General features: G+C 69.9%; 1 pseudogene. It reads right to left on the reverse strand.

The window, feature by feature from the left end:
- Positions 1-511: pseudogene (locus CCN35_RS27415) on the reverse strand (transketolase); the annotation flags it as partial.

Here is a 511-nt window from a genome sequence, read left to right on the forward strand (position 1 = left end):
CGTGCGGGGTGCCCTTGCCGAACTCCTTGGTCCAGCGGCGCATGATCTCGCGCCAGGCGATCGCGGTCTCGTTGGCGTCGGCCGGGCGGACGACGTTCAGCCCCGGGATGGCCCGCAGGCTCGCCAGGTGCTCGACCGGCTGGTGGGTCGGACCGTCCTCGCCCAGGCCGATGGAGTCGTGCGTCCACACGTACGTCACCGGAAGGTGCATCAGCGCGGACAGGCGCACCGCGTTGCGCATGTAGTCGGAGAACACCAGGAAGGTGCCGCCGTAGACACGGGTGTTGCCGTGCAGCGTGATGCCGTTCATCGTCGCGGCCATCGCGTGCTCGCGGATGCCGAAGTGGATCGTGCGCCCGTACGGGTTCGCCTCCGGCAGCGGGTTGCCCTCGGGCAGGAACGACGACGTCTTGTCGATCGTCGTGTTGTTCGAGCCGGCCAGGTCCGCCGAGCCGCCCCACAGCTCCGGGATCACCTCGCCCATGGCCTGGAGCACCTTGCCGGAGGCCGC

It is taken from the genome of Streptomyces thermovulgaris (assembly GCF_002155915.1).
GTDB classification, from domain to species: domain Bacteria; phylum Actinomycetota; class Actinomycetes; order Streptomycetales; family Streptomycetaceae; genus Streptomyces; species Streptomyces thermovulgaris.